Below are 14,634 nucleotides of genomic sequence, written 5' to 3' on the forward strand. Positions count from 1 at the left end.
GGTAGCGCTGATTTGTGGACGTCGCTTGAATTGAGTAATACAGGCTAAAGTCTAGCCACCAGGCTAGACTTTAGTTCCACAACACTAAACCTATAAGTTGGGGAAATATAATGTTCCAGCAAGAAGTTACCATTACCGCTCCGAACGGTCTGCATACCCGCCCTGCTGCTCAGTTTGTTAAAGAAGCGAAAGGCTTCACTTCTGAGATCACTGTGACCTCCAACGGCAAAAGCGCTAGCGCGAAAAGCCTGTTCAAACTGCAAACTCTGGGCCTGACTCAGGGTACCGTTGTTACCCTGTCCGCAGAAGGTGAAGACGAGCAGAAAGCAGTTGAGCATCTGGTTAAACTGATGGCTGAACTCGAGTAAGTTCAACGAGTTCTTTTAAATATCAGTCACAAGTAAGGTAGGGTTATGATTTCAGGCATTTTAGCATCCCCGGGTATCGCTTTCGGTAAAGCATTGCTGCTGAAAGAAGATGAAATTGTCATCGACCGGAAGAAAATTTCTGCCGATAAGGTTGAGCAGGAAGTTGAGCGTTTTCTGAGCGGTCGTTCTAAAGCGTCCGCGCAGCTCGAAGCTATCAAAACTAAAGCTGGCGAAACTTTCGGTGAAGAAAAAGAAGCCATCTTCGAAGGGCATATCATGCTGCTCGAAGATGAGGAGCTGGAGCAGGAAATCATAGCCCTGATTAAAGATAAGAACATGACGGCTGATGCAGCTGCGCATGAAGTTATCGAAGGTCAGGCGACTGCCCTGGAAGAACTGGATGATGAATACCTGAAAGAACGTGCGGCTGACGTACGTGACATCGGTAAGCGCCTGCTGCGCAACATCCTGGGTCTGGCGATTATTGACCTGAGCGCGATTCAGGACGAAGTTATCCTGGTTGCCGCAGACCTGACGCCGTCTGAAACCGCACAGCTGAACCTGAAGAAGGTGCTGGGCTTTATCACTGACGTCGGTGGCCGTACTTCCCACACCTCCATCATGGCACGTTCCCTGGAACTGCCGGCTATCGTGGGTACCGGCAGCGTCACCACTCAGGTGAAAAATGGCGACTATCTGATTCTGGATGCCGTAAACAATCTGGTTTACGTCAACCCAACAAACGAAGAAATTGAAAAACTTCGCGCTGTACAGGAACAGGTTGCCTCCGAGAAAGCCGAACTGGCAAAACTGAAAGATCTGCCGGCAATCACCCTTGATGGCCACCAGGTTGAAGTTTGCGCCAACATCGGTACCGTGCGTGATATCGACGGTGCTGAGCGTAACGGCGCGGAAGGCGTAGGCCTGTACCGCACTGAATTCCTGTTCATGGACCGCGATGCGCTGCCGACTGAAGAAGAGCAGTTTGCCGCGTACAAAGCCGTTGCTGAAGCCTGTGGCTCTCAGGCGGTCATCGTCCGCACCATGGACATCGGTGGCGACAAAGAGCTGCCGTACATGAACTTCCCGAAAGAAGAGAACCCGTTCCTGGGCTGGCGTGCCGTGCGTATCGCAATGGATCGTAAAGAGATCCTGCGTGACCAGGTTCGCGCAATCCTGCGTGCTTCTGCTTTCGGTAAGCTGCGTATTATGTTCCCGATGATCATCTCTGTTGAAGAAGTGCGCGCACTGAAGAAAGAGATTGAAATCTACAAAGCGGAACTGCGTAGCGAAGGTAAAGCATTTGACGAATCCATTGAGATCGGTGTGATGGTGGAAACCCCAGCCGCAGCGACCATTGCGCGTCATTTAGCCAAAGAAGTTGATTTCTTTAGTATCGGTACCAATGATTTAACGCAGTATACTCTGGCAGTTGACCGTGGTAATGATATGATTTCACATCTTTACCAGCCGATGTCACCGTCTGTCCTCACTTTGATCAAGCAAGTTATTGATGCTTCTCATGCTGAAGGCAAATGGACTGGCATGTGTGGTGAGCTTGCAGGCGACGAACGTGCTACACTTCTGTTGCTGGGGATGGGTCTGGACGAATTCTCTATGAGCGCCATTTCTATCCCGCGCATTAAGAAGATTATCCGTAACACGAACTTCGAAGATGCGAAGGTATTAGCAGAGCAAGCGCTTGCTCAACCGACCACAGACGAACTGCTGGCGTTGGTGAACAAGTTCATTGAAGAAAAAACAATCTGCTAATCCACGAGACGCGGCCCAAATTACTGCTTAGGAGAAGATCATGGGTTTGTTCGATAAATTGAAATCTCTGGTTTCTGATGACAAAAAAGACACAGGAACAATTGAGATTATTGCACCGCTCTCTGGCGAGATCGTCAACATCGAAGACGTGCCGGACGTAGTGTTTGCTGAGAAAATCGTTGGTGATGGCATTGCTATCAAACCAACCGGCAACAAAATGGTTGCGCCGGTTGACGGCACCATTGGTAAAATCTTTGAAACCAACCACGCTTTCTCTATCGAATCCGATAGCGGCATCGAGCTGTTCGTTCACTTCGGTATCGACACCGTTGAACTGAAAGGTGAAGGTTTCAAACGTATCGCAGAAGAAGGCCAGCGCGTTAAAGTTGGCGACACTGTGATTGAGTTCGATCTGGCCCTGCTGGAAGAGAAAGCGAAGTCTACCCTGACTCCGGTTGTTATCTCCAACATGGACGAGATCAAAGAGCTGACCAAACTTTCTGGCAGCGTAACCGTTGGTGAAACCCCGGTTATCCGCATCAAGAAGTAATGCTTGCTGCATAAAAAATGGCGCCGATTGGCGCCATTTTTTTGTCCGCAGGCCGGAGCGGGCGCTTACGCCACCATCCGGCCACCAGCCGCAGCCTACAGCGCCGAGGTCACCGGGCGAAAACAAGGCTCGTGCATCAGGACTTTCATCCCATCCGGGCCGCTTTCCAGCACCCGACGTTCGGAATCGGACACCCACAGCTCGCACTGATACCCTCCGGTAACGCCGAATACTGCCCGCGCCACGCAAGCATCTTCCAGCGCATCCTTGCCGCTGGTATCAAAATGCCCCACCAGCCGACCATTATGGCGTACAACCAGACGATAGCGCTTCATCACGCCTCCCCTGCCGGTGGCAGAATTAACTCATCGCAGCCGCACGTTTGCGTCCAGCGCATCACTTCCAGAACCCGCTGCGCGGCATCGTGTGCGGCATCAGAAAGCGATTTTTTCTGCACTATGCCGCTGATAAGCTCCGCACAGAACAGATCGCCGGTGCCCTTAAGGTCCGTTTCCAGACGTGGGTGATCGATGACCGCCGTCGATTCCGCCGTCACCACCACTACGGTAATGTTATCGGCCGTCTGGGCCGGCGCGCTGGTGATCACTACCCATTTCAGGCTGTCAGAAAGCAGCGACTGCGCGGCGGCTATCGCCTCGCTCAGCGTGCCGCAAGGCTTACCGCTCAGCATTTCCAGCTCGAATACGTTGGGCGTTAACCCCTGCGCCAGCGGCAGCAGATGAGTGCGATAGGCTTGCGGAATTTCCGCTTTGACGTAGACCCCGCTGTCGACGTCGCCTATCACCGGGTCAACCAGGATGCAGATATCCGGATGGGTGATCTGTACCGTTTTTAGCCACTCCGCCAGCAGTGCAATCTGCTCCGCGCTGCCCATATAGCCGGTGGTGACCGCTTTCAGCTCGCGCAAGGCATCACGTTCATTCAGCGCCTGGAGGTACCCACCGAACCACTCGCCGGGGATAATCCCGCCGTAAAACGTGTCGTAGTGCGGCGTATTGCTAAACAGCACCGTCGGCACGGCGGTCACCCGCAGACCGTGGGCCTTGATCGCCGGGACGGCAATACTGTTGCCGACGCTGCCGTAGACCACCAGAGACTGCACGGCCACGATGTCCGTTTGCAGCGCACGGTGCGTATCGTGGAACAGCACCGACTGTATTTCACTATCCTGCCCCATCTCCTTCTCCTTATGACTCTGGACAGCGGGCGAGCGCCTCACTATTATCGTCATATGCTAAAATTCATTTTGTCATAGGTCAATAATGATCGACGGAAAAAGCGCCAGTGAAATTTTTGACAGTATTCGCCAGCATATCACCAGCGGACAGTTGGCGAAGGGGGAAACGCTGCCGCCCGTGCGTTTCCTGGCGATGCGTCTGGGCGTTAACCGCAATACGGTTGCCGCCGCCTATAAAAGACTGGTGACCTCCGGGCTGGCGCTTAGCCTTGGCCGCAACGGCACGGTGATTAAAGCCACGCCAGCGCCGGTAGCGCTGGAAGGTGGCAACCCGCATACCCCGCTCACCGATCTCTCCGGCGGCAATCCTGCCGCGGATAAATTACCGGATTTGGGTCGTTATCTATCACACATTAGCCGAACGCCGCGCCTGTATGGCGATGCGCCGGTATCACCCGCGCTGTATGACTGGGCCCAGGGCTGGATGCAAGAGGCGATACCCACGGCGGGCGAAATAGATCTGACCAACGGTGCCGTCGATGCCATCGAACGCCTGCTGAGCGCTCATCTGCTGCCCGGCGATAGCGTCGCCGTGGAAGAACCCTGCTTCCTCAGTAGCATCAGCATGCTACGGTACAGCGGTTTTCACGCCAGCCCGGTTACCATCGACAGCGAAGGGATGCAGGCGGACGCCCTGGAACGTGCGCTCGCCGCCGGCGCTCGCGCAGTGATCCTGACACCACGCGCCCATAACCCCACCGGCTACAGCCTCAGCGCGGCACGAGCCGCCGCTATCCGCCAGGTGCTCAGCCGCTACCCGCAGGCGCTGGTTATCGTCGATGACCACTTTGCGCTTCTTTCGGCAGCCGACTGGCACCCCGTGCTTACGTCGGATACCCGACACTGGGCGGTGATTCGCTCGATGTCCAAAGCGCTGGGTCCGGATCTGCGCCTGGCCTTTGTTGCCAGCGATACGGCCACGTCGGCGAAGCTGCGGCTGCGGCTCAACGCCGGGAGCCAGTGGGTAAGTCATCTGCTACAAGATTTAGTCTACGCCTGCCTGACGGATGAGGCGTTCCCACAACAGCAGGCGCTGGCTCGTCAGTTTTACGCCAGCCAACAACAAAAGCTGGCACGGGCGCTACGCAGCCGTGGCATTGAAAATGCGCCCCCCGGTGATGGTCTGAACCTGTGGCTTCCGCTCCCCGCCGCCAGCCAGACAGCGGCGTTTTCGCTGGCAAAATCAGGCTGGCTGGTGCGTGAAGGCGAGGCGTTTGGCGTCAGTGCCCCTGCGCATGGACTGCGTATTACCATTTCTACACTTAGCGATAACGACATCACCCGACTAGCGGCCGATATTCATCAGGCGCTTAGCCTCTATCAGGAGTAAAACAGTGCGAGTCCATTTTGTTATTCACGAATCGTTTGAATCTGCGGGCGCTTACCTGCCGTGGGCCGAGTCGCGCGGCCATGAGATCAGTTGGACGCACGTCTATAACCATGAGCGCGTCCCCGCCAACGCCGATGGTTTTGACATGCTTGTCGTCTTTGGCGGCCCTCAGTCGCCGCGCACAACGCTCGCCGAATGCGCTTACTTCGATTCCAAAGCCGAACAGCAGCTCATTCGTCAGGCCATTGACGCCGGGCGCACGGTGGTCGGCATTTGCCTCGGTTCGCAGCTGATTGGCGAAGCCTTGGGTGCGGCCGTAGGCCAGAGTCCGGAAAAAGAGATTGGTCACTACCCGATAACCCTCACCGAGGCTGCGCTTCAACACCCGCTGTTCAACCATTTCGGTTCGCCGCTCACCGTCGGCCATTGGCACAACGACATGCCGGGGCTGACCGATAGCACGGTCGTTCTGGCCACCAGCGCCGGCTGCCCGCGCCAGATAGTGCAATATACCGATAAGGTGTATGGCTTCCAGTGCCACATGGAGTTTACCGCCGACGCGGTTGAAGGATTGATTCAGCACTCCCAACAGGAGCTGGATGAAGCCAAAGGTAAGCCGTATATCCGTAGCGTCGATGAGATGCGCGCCTATGACTATCGCGAAATGAATGAGAAGCTATGGGGATTTCTTGATAAGTTGACGCAGTAACCCACCACCAATGCGTTAAGGAGAAGACATGCCAGCGTCATCGCTTAAAGCGGTTATCGAAGCCTGCGACCGCGCCATCTCGCAGGAAGACTACGCCACGCTGATGGAATATTACGCCGAGGACGCCACGCTGGTGGTGAAACCCGGCATGATGGTCAGCGGGAAAGAAAACATTCGCAAAGCGTTTATTGCCATCGCCGATTATTTTCAGCATCGACTGACGGTGACGCAGGGCAGAATGGAGATTATCGAAGGCGGCGATAACGCGCTGGTGATCATGGAAACCCGGCTGGATATTGCTCAGGAAAACGGTGAAACAACGCAGGTCACGCGCCGCGCGACCTACGTATTTCGCCAGCAGGCAGAGCGTTGGCTGTGTACGGTAGATAACTCGTACGGCACCGACCTGCTGGACAGCACGGCGACTTAAATCCCCGCCCCCTGGCTGAAGTGTTCTTCACCAAATACCCCGGTAGACAGATAGCGATCGCCGCGATCGCAGATGATCGCTACCACTACCGCACCCGGGTTTTGCTCGGCCACGCGAATCGCGCCCGCCACCGCGCCGCCGGAACTCACGCCACAGAACACGCCTTCTTTCACCGCCAGCGCGCGCATGGTGTTTTCCGCGTCGTTCTGGTGAATATCCAACACCTGGTCAACCAGGCTGGCGTTAAAAATCCCCGGCATATATTCCGCTGGCCAGCGACGAATACCGGGAATACTGCTGCCCTCTTCCGGCTGCAGGCCAACGATGGTGACCGCTTTTTCCTGTTCACGTAAAAAACGTGACACGCCGGTAATCGTACCGGTGGTGCCCATACTGGAGACAAAGTGGCTGATACGCCCTTCCGTCTGCCGCCAGATTTCCGGGCCGGTCGTGGTGTAATGCGCGTACGGGTTATCCGGGTTGTTGAACTGATCTAACAGCTTGCCTTCGCCGCGCTGGGCCATGTCCAGCGCTAAATCACGCGCCCCCTCCATGCCCTGCTCTTTGGTGACCAGAATCAGCTCAGCACCGTAGGCACGCATCGCCGCACGGCGTTCCTGGCTCATATTGTCCGGCATCAGCAGCTTCATCTGATAACCTTTCAGCGCGGCGATCATTGCCAGCGCAATGCCAGTGTTGCCGCTCGTTGCCTCAATCAACACGTCGCCCGGCTTAATCTCGCCACGCTTTTCCGCCTCGACAATCATCGACAGCGCGGCCCGATCCTTCACCGACCCGGCGGGATTGTTACCTTCCAGTTTGACCCAAATTTCACTGCCGTTATCCGGCCCCAGACGTTGTAATTTGACCAGCGGCGTGTTGCCGATCGTTTGTTCTAATGTATTCACTTCTGCTGTCCAATAAAAAGCCCGGCTGCGTTTCGCTTACCGGGCCTGTCAATATTGTTTTGTAGGCCGGGTAAGCGTAGCGCCACCCGGCAAAACCACGTGCGATTAAGCTATCAGGCCGTTTCTGCCAGAGCAAGCGTCTCATGGGACTCAATGCGCTGGTCACCATGATAGAGGCGTGCATTCTGCAAGCCCACAAACAGACGATCGCCACGCAGCGGCGCATCGTCCCCGCGCATCACCACCGTTAACGGCTCGTGATACCACCCCAGAGGCTGGACAACTAATTGGGTGTAGTGACCTTTCGGGCTGGCTTCCAGTACCTGAACCGGCAGCGGGGAATCGAGGCTGGTACGGCGGCTCACATCCACTTCCCACGGGCGCAGGAACAGATCTACCGGCCCCTGATAAGACGGCGTATAGCCCAGCGGCCAGCGGTGCGCGCCAACGTGGAACTGCCCGCCGCGAATGGTCCCCTGCAGACGGTTCACTTCACCCATAAACTCCAACACGAAGCGGGTGGCGGGCTCGCGCCAAACCTGATCCGGCTCATCGGCCTGTTCGATATTACCCTGGCTCATCACCACCACGCGGTTGGCGACTTCCATCGCTTCTTCCTGATCGTGGGTGACGAAGACGCTGGTGAATTTCAGCTCTTCATGCAGCTGACGCAGCCAGCGACGCAGCTCTTTACGTACCTGCGCATCCAGCGCGCCGAACGGTTCGTCAAGCAGTAAAATCTGTGGCTCCACCGCCAGCGCACGAGCCAGCGCCACGCGCTGTTTTTGTCCGCCAGAAAGCTGTGCCGGATAGCGGTCTGCCAGATGAGCAAGCTGCACCATCTCCAGCAGTTTAGTAACTTTTGCTTTAATGGTCGCGGCGTTTGGACGCTCGCGGCGCGGCAGCACCGTCAGGCCGAAGGCGATGTTGTCGAACACCGTCATATGGCGGAACAGCGCGTAGTGCTGGAATACAAACCCCACTTTACGATCGCGCGCGTGCAGGCGGCTGACGTCGGTGCCGTGGAAGCGAATATGCCCGCTGGTCTGGTGCTCCAGCCCGGCAATAATGCGCAGCAGCGTGGTTTTCCCGGAACCGGACGGCCCCAGCAGTGCGACCATCTGGCCGGAAGGGATATCCAGAGAGATATCATTCAGCACCTGGGTGCGACCAAAAGACTTCTTAATATTGGCAATCTCAATGCTCATGATTTCCCTCCTGTTGCGCGCGTTTTTCCTGATTATGCAAACGCCACTGCAACGCACTCTTTAAAAATAAGGTCAGAATCGCCATCAGGGTCAGCAGCGCCGCGGCGGTAAAAGAACCGACGGTGTTGTAGTCCTGCTCCAGCAGTTCAATCTGTAACGGTAACGACAGGGTCTCGCCGCGAATCGAGCCGGAGACCACCGACACCGCGCCAAACTCACCGATAGCACGAGCGTTGGTCAGCACCACACCGTACAGCAGCGCCCAGCGAATATTTGGCAGCGTAACGCGTTTAAACATCTGCCAGCCGGAGGCACCGAGCAGCACCGCCGCTTCGTCTTCCTGACTGCCCTGGCTCAGCATTACCGGTACCAATTCACGAACCACGAACGGGCAGGTCACAAAGATGGTGACCAGCACCATGCCCGGCCAGGCAAACATAATTTGCAGGTTATGCGCTTCCAGCCAGCCGCCGAGTGGGCCGTTGGAACCGTAAAACAGCAGATAAACCAAACCCGCGACGACCGGCGAGACGGCAAACGGGATATCCAGCAGCGTCAACAGCAGCTGGCGCCCCGGGAAGTTAAAGCGCGTCACCAACCATGCCAGCAGCACGCCGAACACCAGGTTTACCGGCACGGTAATCAGCGCAATCATCACCGTCAGCCAGATGGCGTGCAGCATGTCCGGGTCGGCCAGGTTTTGCAGCACCGGCATCAGCCCTTTGCTGAACGCCTGGACGAAGATATAGATCATCGGCACCAGCAGGATAAAGGCCGAAACCAGCATCCCGGTACCAATCAGAAACCATTTACCCCAGTTGATGCGGGGTGCGTCATAGCGCTTCAATTGAGTAACTTCCGCCATTAGTGACCTACCACACGTCGACCAAAGCGACTTTGCAAGGTATTGATGGAGAACAGCAGCAGCAGAGAGGCCGCGAGGATAACCGACGCAATCGCGCTCGCCGCCGGATAATCAAACTCCTGCAGGCGAATAAAGATCATCAGCGAGGTCACTTCCGTCTTCCAGGCAATGTTCCCGGCGATAAAAATCACCGCGCCAAACTCGCCAAGGCTGCGGGTGAACGACAGCGCGACGCCCGCCACCAGCGCAGGAGAAAGTTCCGGCAGCACCACTTTACGGAAGCTCTGCCAGCGCGTAGCGCCCAGCGTTTCCGCCGCTTCTTCATATTCAGGGCCTAACTCTTCCAGCACCGGCTGAACGGTACGTACCACAAACGGAATGCTGGTAAACGCCATCGCCACCGCGATGCCGAGCCAAGTGTAGGTCACCTTAATATCAAACTTCGCCAGCCACTCGCCGTAGAAGCCGTTCACCGAGAACAGCGACGCCAGCGTCAGGCCCGCCACCGCCGTTGGCAGCGCAAACGGCAGATCCATCAGCGCATCCAGCAGCGTACGGCCCGGGAAACGGTAGCGGGTTAACACCCACGCCATCAGCAGGCCGAACACGCCGTTAAAAATCGAGGCCACAAACGCCGACAGCAGCGTCACTTTGTAGGCCGCCACCACCTGCGGGTTGGTAATCACGTCCCAGTACTGCGACCAGCTCATCTGCGCCAGTTGCATCACCAGCGCGCTCAGCGGCAGCAGCAGAATTAAACAAACAAACAGCAGACTGGTGCCAAGGCTCAGGGTAAAGCCCGGCAGCACGCGTCTGGAAGAAACAGCAAACATTACTTACGCCCCGCCGCTAACAGCTTGTCTAACTCACCACCGCTGGCGAAATGCGTTTTCATCACTTCAGGCCAGGCGCCAAATTTGTCTTCCACGCGGAACAGTTCGGTCTGCGGGAATTTGTCTTTCAGCTTGTCCATCACCTGCGGGTTGTTCACGCGGTAGTAGTAGTCGGTGATGATGGTCTGCGCCTGCGGGCTATACAGATAGTTCAGGTAGGCTTTCGCCGCCTTCTCGGTACCGTTGGCCTTAACGTTTTTATCGACCCAGGCGACCGGGAACTCCGCCAGAATGTTGACCTTCGGCACCACCACTTCGAAGCCCTGATCTTCATACTGCTTACGGATATTGTTCACTTCCGATTCGAAGGTGATCAGCACGTCGCCCAGACCACGCTCCACGAAAGTGGTGGTCGCGCCACGGCCGCCGGTATCAAACACTTCGACATTTTTCAGGAACTGGGTCATAAACTGCTGCGTTTTGGCTTTATCGCCGCCGTCAGCCTGATCCGCCGCGCCCCACGCCGCCAGATAGGTATAGCGCGCGTTACCGGAGGTTTTCGGGTTCGGGAAAATCAGCTTCACGTCCGGGCGCACCAGGTCGTTCCAGCTATGAACATTTTTCGGGTTGCCCTTACGGACCAGGAACGCCATGGTCGAGTAGAACGGCGAGCTGTTGTTCGGTAAACGCGCCTGCCAGTCCGCCGGAATCAGGTTGCCTTTATCATGCAGAATCTGCACATCGGTCACCTGGTTATAAGTTACAACGTCTGCTTTTAAGCCCTGCAAAATAGCCAGCGCCTGCTTGGAAGAACCGGCGTGTGACTGCTTAATCGTCAGCTTGTCACCCGCATTATCCTTCGCCCACTGCTGTTCAAACGGCGTATTCAGGGCGGCGAACAGCTCACGGGAGACGTCGTAAGAGCTGTTTAGCAGCTCCGTCGCCTGTGCTTGTGCCACCAGCAGCATTGAAGCGGCCAGCGCCAGGTATCTTTTTTTCAGTAACGTCATAGCCATTGCGCACCCTATCGTTTGGAGACTCTCTGAGCACCAGTGTATTTATAACGGAGACCAAAGGAGTAACGGTTTTATATACCGTTTGGTGATTTGGAAGTTGAAAAGGGAATAAGGATTTTTAACATGCCAGGAATATCTGGATAACGACTCGCAAAAGCATTATCAACGGCTTGTTCGGGCTGTTAATCCAGGGTCAAATAACCACACATAAACAATGGACATGTGTGACATCATCAGGAGAGTGCCATGAGAATAATCAGCGATAGCGAAGCCCGGCAAAACCTATCCACAACGCTACGGCAAGCGACGGAAGACCGCGCCCCTATTATCATCACCCAACAAAACGGTAAGGCATGCGTGCTGATGTCGCTCGAAGAATACCGTTCGCTGGAAGAAACCGCTTATCTGATGCGATCACCCGCAAATGCCGGACGACTCATGGATGCGATTGAGGAGCTAAAAACTGGAAAAGGTATCCAAAGGGATTTGATGGAGTGAAACTTATCTGGTCAGCACAGGCATGGGACGATTATCTGTACTGGCAAGATACGGATAAGAGCATGATAAAAAAGATAAACGAGCTTATCAGGGAGATTAAACGCACGCCCTTTGTCGGCAAAGGTAAGCCAGAACCGCTGAAATTTGATCTGGCGGGATTTTGGTCCCGCCGGATCACATTAGAGCATCGACTTGTCTACAAACTTGATAACGATGCTCTACTGGTTGCGGCATGCCGGTATCACCATCAGACGGCCCGTTTTATGGCATCTGAAGAGAATGCACCTTACAACGCCACTAACTTATCCAGCGAAGGCGCAAAGTAATACCCACCGGTCACCGGCTTAGTAAAGCGCAGCATCGCATCGCGCTTACCGTCGGTGTCGCCAAACATGCTCAGCAGCTGCTGCTCAATGTTATGCAGACGCGCGCAGTACGCGCAGAAGTACAGGCCGTGGGTACCGCTCGCCGTACCATAAGGCAGGCTCTGACGCACAATTTTCAGCCCTTTGCCGTCTTCTTTCAGGTCAACGCGGGTCAGGTGAGAAGTTTCCGGGCGATCGTCGCCGTCGATCTCTTCGTTGGCTTCTTTGGTACGGCCAATCATCATTTCCTGATCCGGCACGCTCATGCGGTTAAGCTGCTTGAGGTTGTGCTCCCAGCGCTGTACGAACACGTAGCTGCCGCCCGCATCAACGCCGTCTTTAATCACGGCCACTTCGCGGCGCGTTTCTTCACCCGCCGGGTTCTCGGTGCCATCAACGAAACCGCTCAGGTCACGTTCTTCAACCCAGCGGAAACCGTGCACTTCTTCCTGCACGTCCAGGGAATCACCGAACGCCGCCAGTGCAGCCTGAGCAACGGAAAAGTTCACGTCGTGGCGCAGCGACAGAATGTGGATAAGCACATCAAACTGCGTGGAGGGTGCAAGTCCTTTACCGTACGGAGGGAAATCTTTCAGCTCTTCTGCACCTACGCCGCCGCTCAGCTCGCGCCAGGTGTTGTGGCCAAACGCGACAACCGCGCCTAAATGGGCTTCCGGGAATTTATCCTGAAACGCCGCCAGCTTTTCGGCAAAAATTTTGCTGCCGGCACGCAGGGCGTTAACGTCCCCTTTAACATTGGCTTCAATCCAAATCGCCGCGCGGCAATGTTCCGGCAAAATGCCGCTCTGAACCTGAGACATCGCTCCTCCTGAAATAAAATGCCACGACATCGTGGCATAGAAAAACCTTACACATTGTACCCGCTTTTCGACGCAGCGGGTCAATTTGCCGACAAAATTAGCGCCGCCAGATTATTTTTGACAGCGTCCAGTTTTTCAACGCATCGTCCGGCGGCATTAGCCCCTGCGGCCCCTGCCAGGTGCCGGAGAACTGGTAACTAATGTGCTGGCTCTCTTTTGCTTTACATTCCACCACGTTACTCTCGTCGTCAACTGCAGGTGCACAGTTGCCGAAGGCTTTATCGTAAATAGCGTTAAACGCTGCGCCGACCTTCACGCCGTCGGCGGCTTCAACGCTGTCATCCAGGACGTCAACCCGGCTGACGCTGCCGCCATCGCCGTTAATCACCATCGCCAGCTTGTCACCGCGCAGCGCTTCAAAGTAGTGAACAATATTGCCCTGGTGCGCCTTCATGCCGCTTCGAATACGATAGCTGCTGCCCAATGCGTCGCTAATGGCCTGTTCGTTCAGCGCCGTGGTTCCGCTAATCCCGCCCACGCCCTGCTCGGTGATACCGGCCGAAGAGCCAAACCAGTTCCACGGATAGGCCGCCGACCAGTTAACCGACGACAGCGTTGTGCAGCCGGTCAACGCCAGCGGCAGTGCACAGAAGAATAAACGCAGCGATTTCATTGATACTTCCTATAAATTCAAGTCAGGCCTGTTGGAGTCCAGTAAACGCAAAAAGTGCCGTTTAATCTATGACCTCGCGAAAACAGGCGCGTAAACGGCGATTGCTCAGCAGCCACCACAGGGCATAGATATCCAGCAAAAACAGGCTTAACCCAACGCCGGACAGCGCCTCACCGCTGAGCCACAGCCACGGCTGCCACAGCAGCAGGATAATCTGCGACACGATTAACGCCGGATGCAGCCATCGCCATAATCGCGGGTAGACGTGGCGCCGCCCGCTAAGCAGAAACGCCAGTACGGCCGGTACGCCGGGCAGCAGGCCAATCCAGAAAAGCGAGTGGTCAGGATAGAACAGATTGAGCAAGGCATCGCCCTGATCGCGTGAGGCGCCGGCCATCAGGAACAGCACCCACGTCCGCGCCTGTAACAACAGCAGGCACCAGAACAAAAACGGCAGTCGCAGGCGGCCCTGCGGATCGTAGTCGGCGGGCGAGAAATCAGTACTCTTCATCTTCGATCAGACGTTTTCCTAAGCTTTGCACATCGGCATGTTCATAGCCCAGACGCTCGTACATGCCCAGCACGACGTCGTTTTCCTCACGCACCATAATGTGAATTTTCGGGCAGCCGCGGGCAATGAGCTTTTTCTCAAGACGATTGAGCAGCGCGTTAGCAATACCGCGGCCGCGGTATTCCGGGTGAACGCCAAGATAATAAGCTGAACCACGATGACCGTCGTAGCCGCCCATAATGGTACCGACCACTTCACCGTTGACCTCCGCCACCAGGAACAGGCTGACGTCATGGTTTACCTTACGTTCGATATCCATCTCAGGATCGTTCCATGGTCGCAGCAGATCGCATCGCTCCCATAGAGTGATGACCTCTTCAAAGTCCGACTGGCGAAAAACGCGTATCTCCATGGTATTGCCCGCCTTTTCAGGTTCAAAAACAGTGATTATGGCGTGAACGGCCAATTTAGCCAATATCTGGCGCGGCACAGTGAAAAAAATGGCATAATAAGGTACA

The 14,634-nt window shown here is 55.7% G+C and carries 18 protein-coding genes and 1 pseudogene; 8 read left to right on the plus strand and 11 right to left on the minus strand.

Going from position 1 to position 14,634, the window contains the following annotated elements; translation table 11 throughout:
* The first annotated feature begins 110 nt into the window (after positions 1-110).
* Genes ptsH through crr form a run of 3 tightly spaced genes read left to right on the plus strand, consistent with a single transcriptional unit; the run spans position 111 to position 2,691 of the window.
* A complete protein-coding gene (ptsH, locus tag V6942_RS14950; RefSeq protein WP_002913505.1) occupies positions 111-368 on the plus strand; it encodes a phosphocarrier protein Hpr in 258 nt (85 codons plus the stop codon).
* A 45-nt stretch (positions 369-413) separates the two neighbouring features.
* A complete protein-coding gene (gene ptsI, locus V6942_RS14955) occupies positions 414-2,141 on the plus strand; it encodes a phosphoenolpyruvate-protein phosphotransferase PtsI (protein ID WP_106924177.1) in 1,728 nt (575 codons plus the stop codon).
* Positions 2,142-2,181: 40 nt separating this feature from the next.
* A complete protein-coding gene (gene crr, locus V6942_RS14960) occupies positions 2,182-2,691 on the plus strand; it encodes a PTS glucose transporter subunit IIA (protein WP_052282364.1) in 510 nt (169 codons plus the stop codon).
* A 95-nt stretch (positions 2,692-2,786) separates the two neighbouring features.
* On the opposite strand, the gene V6942_RS14965 is transcribed toward crr, so the two are convergent.
* Together V6942_RS14965 and pdxK are read right to left on the minus strand one after the other, a co-directional pair.
* On the minus strand, positions 2,787-3,026 hold the full coding sequence (locus V6942_RS14965) for a cytoplasmic protein (RefSeq protein ID WP_106924176.1): 240 nt from the start codon (positions 3,024-3,026) through the stop codon (positions 2,787-2,789).
* Complete coding sequence (gene pdxK, locus V6942_RS14970; protein ID WP_182967331.1) at positions 3,026-3,889, minus strand: pyridoxine/pyridoxal/pyridoxamine kinase; 864 nt, start codon at positions 3,887-3,889, stop codon at positions 3,026-3,028. The genes V6942_RS14965 and pdxK overlap by 1 nt, the downstream gene beginning before the upstream one ends.
* Before the next feature lie 85 nt (positions 3,890-3,974).
* On the opposite strand from pdxK, the gene ptsJ reads away from it, so the two are divergent.
* The 3 genes from ptsJ to V6942_RS14985 are packed head-to-tail and all read left to right on the plus strand — an operon-like array spanning position 3,975 to position 6,418.
* A complete protein-coding gene (ptsJ, locus tag V6942_RS14975; protein ID WP_333501415.1) occupies positions 3,975-5,279 on the plus strand; it encodes a transcriptional regulator PtsJ in 1,305 nt (434 codons plus the stop codon).
* A gap of 4 nt (positions 5,280-5,283) precedes the next feature.
* Positions 5,284-5,988, plus strand: coding sequence for a type 1 glutamine amidotransferase (locus V6942_RS14980; protein WP_106924173.1), 705 nt, complete (start codon positions 5,284-5,286; stop codon positions 5,986-5,988).
* A 28-nt stretch (positions 5,989-6,016) separates the two neighbouring features.
* Complete coding sequence (locus V6942_RS14985; protein ID WP_333501416.1) at positions 6,017-6,418, plus strand: SgcJ/EcaC family oxidoreductase; 402 nt, start codon at positions 6,017-6,019, stop codon at positions 6,416-6,418.
* Here V6942_RS14985 and cysM read toward each other — a convergent pair.
* The 5 genes from cysM to V6942_RS15010 form a co-directional block, all read right to left on the minus strand.
* On the minus strand, positions 6,415-7,326 hold the full coding sequence (gene cysM / locus V6942_RS14990; RefSeq protein WP_106924171.1) for a cysteine synthase CysM: 912 nt from the start codon (positions 7,324-7,326) through the stop codon (positions 6,415-6,417). The two genes, V6942_RS14985 and cysM, sit on opposite strands and share 4 nt — an antisense overlap.
* A gap of 113 nt (positions 7,327-7,439) precedes the next feature.
* Positions 7,440-8,534: a sulfate/thiosulfate ABC transporter ATP-binding protein CysA gene (gene cysA / locus V6942_RS14995; protein ID WP_035897287.1), complete on the minus strand. Its 1,095-nt coding sequence runs from the start codon at positions 8,532-8,534 to the stop codon at positions 7,440-7,442.
* Positions 8,524-9,399 carry a sulfate/thiosulfate ABC transporter permease CysW gene (gene cysW, locus V6942_RS15000; RefSeq protein WP_106924168.1) on the minus strand — a complete coding sequence of 292 codons (876 nt, stop codon included), beginning with the start codon at positions 9,397-9,399 and terminating at the stop codon, positions 8,524-8,526. Before cysW ends, cysA begins: the two co-directional genes overlap by 11 nt.
* Positions 9,399-10,232: a sulfate/thiosulfate ABC transporter permease CysT gene (gene cysT, locus V6942_RS15005; protein ID WP_035897290.1), complete on the minus strand. Its 834-nt coding sequence runs from the start codon at positions 10,230-10,232 to the stop codon at positions 9,399-9,401. The genes cysW and cysT overlap by 1 nt, the downstream gene beginning before the upstream one ends.
* On the minus strand, positions 10,232-11,248 hold the full coding sequence (locus tag V6942_RS15010; RefSeq protein ID WP_106924167.1) for a sulfate ABC transporter substrate-binding protein: 1,017 nt from the start codon (positions 11,246-11,248) through the stop codon (positions 10,232-10,234). The genes cysT and V6942_RS15010 overlap by 1 nt, the downstream gene beginning before the upstream one ends.
* 246 nt (positions 11,249-11,494) lie before the next feature.
* Here V6942_RS15010 and yefM point away from each other — a divergent pair, with 246 nt between their 5' ends.
* Both yefM and V6942_RS15020 read left to right on the plus strand, forming a co-directional pair.
* A complete protein-coding gene (gene yefM, locus V6942_RS15015; protein ID WP_106924166.1) occupies positions 11,495-11,746 on the plus strand; it encodes a YoeB-YefM toxin-antitoxin system antitoxin YefM in 252 nt (83 codons plus the stop codon).
* Positions 11,743-11,994: pseudogene (locus tag V6942_RS15020) on the plus strand (Txe/YoeB family addiction module toxin); the annotation flags it as partial. The gene yefM and the pseudogene V6942_RS15020, both read left to right, overlap by 4 nt.
* Before the next feature lie 38 nt (positions 11,995-12,032).
* On the opposite strand, the gene V6942_RS15025 reads toward V6942_RS15020, so the two are convergent.
* The 4 genes from V6942_RS15025 to V6942_RS15040 form a co-directional block, all read right to left on the minus strand.
* On the minus strand, positions 12,033-12,932 hold the full coding sequence (locus V6942_RS15025; protein WP_106924164.1) for a Dyp-type peroxidase: 900 nt from the start codon (positions 12,930-12,932) through the stop codon (positions 12,033-12,035).
* Between the two features lie 97 nt (positions 12,933-13,029).
* Entirely contained in the window at positions 13,030-13,605 is a 576-nt protein-coding gene (locus V6942_RS15030) for an RpoE-regulated lipoprotein (protein ID WP_333501417.1), read from the minus strand.
* A 61-nt stretch (positions 13,606-13,666) separates the two neighbouring features.
* Positions 13,667-14,116, minus strand: coding sequence for a DUF2919 domain-containing protein (locus V6942_RS15035; RefSeq protein WP_333501418.1), 450 nt, complete (start codon positions 14,114-14,116; stop codon positions 13,667-13,669).
* Entirely contained in the window at positions 14,103-14,528 is a 426-nt protein-coding gene (locus tag V6942_RS15040) for a GNAT family acetyltransferase (protein ID WP_181357945.1), read from the minus strand. The genes V6942_RS15035 and V6942_RS15040 overlap by 14 nt, the downstream gene beginning before the upstream one ends.
* Positions 14,529-14,634 lie beyond the last annotated feature (106 nt).

Source organism: Kluyvera genomosp. 2 (assembly GCF_036759865.1).
Taxonomy (GTDB): Bacteria; Pseudomonadota; Gammaproteobacteria; order Enterobacterales; family Enterobacteriaceae; genus Kluyvera; species Kluyvera ascorbata_B.

Coding starts and splice junctions, on each gene's coding strand:
- cysT (WP_035897290.1), bottom strand. CDS start 10,232: ATGTTTGCTGTTTCTTCCAGACGCGTGCTGCCGGGCTTTACCCTGAGC.
- crr (WP_052282364.1), top strand. CDS start 2,182: ATGGGTTTGTTCGATAAATTGAAATCTCTGGTTTCTGATGACAAAAAA.
- V6942_RS15030 (WP_333501417.1), bottom strand. CDS start 13,605: ATGAAATCGCTGCGTTTATTCTTCTGTGCACTGCCGCTGGCGTTGACC.
- pdxK (WP_182967331.1), bottom strand. CDS start 3,889: ATGGGGCAGGATAGTGAAATACAGTCGGTGCTGTTCCACGATACGCAC.
- yefM (WP_106924166.1), top strand. CDS start 11,495: ATGAGAATAATCAGCGATAGCGAAGCCCGGCAAAACCTATCCACAACG.
- V6942_RS15040 (WP_181357945.1), bottom strand. CDS start 14,528: ATGGAGATACGCGTTTTTCGCCAGTCGGACTTTGAAGAGGTCATCACT.
- ptsI (WP_106924177.1), top strand. CDS start 414: ATGATTTCAGGCATTTTAGCATCCCCGGGTATCGCTTTCGGTAAAGCA.
- V6942_RS15035 (WP_333501418.1), bottom strand. CDS start 14,116: ATGAAGAGTACTGATTTCTCGCCCGCCGACTACGATCCGCAGGGCCGC.
- ptsJ (WP_333501415.1), top strand. CDS start 3,975: ATGATCGACGGAAAAAGCGCCAGTGAAATTTTTGACAGTATTCGCCAG.
- V6942_RS15010 (WP_106924167.1), bottom strand. CDS start 11,248: ATGGCTATGACGTTACTGAAAAAAAGATACCTGGCGCTGGCCGCTTCA.
- V6942_RS15025 (WP_106924164.1), bottom strand. CDS start 12,932: ATGTCTCAGGTTCAGAGCGGCATTTTGCCGGAACATTGCCGCGCGGCG.
- V6942_RS14965 (WP_106924176.1), bottom strand. CDS start 3,026: ATGAAGCGCTATCGTCTGGTTGTACGCCATAATGGTCGGCTGGTGGGG.
- cysW (WP_106924168.1), bottom strand. CDS start 9,399: ATGGCGGAAGTTACTCAATTGAAGCGCTATGACGCACCCCGCATCAAC.
- V6942_RS14985 (WP_333501416.1), top strand. CDS start 6,017: ATGCCAGCGTCATCGCTTAAAGCGGTTATCGAAGCCTGCGACCGCGCC.
- cysA (WP_035897287.1), bottom strand. CDS start 8,534: ATGAGCATTGAGATTGCCAATATTAAGAAGTCTTTTGGTCGCACCCAG.
- ptsH (WP_002913505.1), top strand. CDS start 111: ATGTTCCAGCAAGAAGTTACCATTACCGCTCCGAACGGTCTGCATACC.